The organism is Marinifilum breve (assembly GCF_003202155.1).
GTDB classification, from domain to species: Bacteria; Bacteroidota; Bacteroidia; order Bacteroidales; family Marinifilaceae; genus Marinifilum; species Marinifilum breve.
On sequence record NZ_QFLI01000102.1, the window covers coordinates 1 to 532 of the forward strand.

General features: G+C 49.8%; 1 pseudogene. It reads right to left on the reverse strand.

Going from position 1 to position 532, the window contains the following annotated elements:
- Positions 1-343, reverse strand: a pseudogene (locus DF185_RS23120) (DNA-packaging protein); the annotation flags it as partial.
- Positions 344-532: the final 189 nt, after the last annotated feature.

Genomic DNA, 532 nt, shown 5'->3' on the forward strand with positions numbered 1-532 from the left:
TACAGAATGCGGTTTCCACCACTTCAGCGGAGTCTCTGGCATTCTTCAGTTCCTGTGCGTCGGCCTGCGCACGCGTAAGTCGATGGCGTTCGTACTCAATAGTTCCTGGCTGGAGATCTGCCTCGCTGGCCTGCCGCAGTTCTTCAACCTCCCGGCGCAGCTTTTCGTTCTCAATTTCAGCATCCCTTTCGGCATACCATTTTATGACGGCGGCAGAGTCATAAAGCACCTCATTACCCTTGCCACCGCCTCGCAGAACGGGCATTCCCTGTTCCTGCCAGTTCTGAATGGTACGGATACTCGCACCGAAAATGTCAGCCAGCTGCTTTTTGTTGACTTCCATTGTTCATTCCACGGACAAAAACAGAGAAAGGAAACGACAGAGGCCAAAAAGCTCGCTTTCAGCACCTGTCGTTTCCTTTCTTTTCAGAGGGTATTTTAAATAAAAACATTAAGTTATGACGAAGAAGAACGGAAACGCCTTAAACCGGAAAATTTTCATAAATAGCGAAAACCCGCGAGGTCGCCGCCC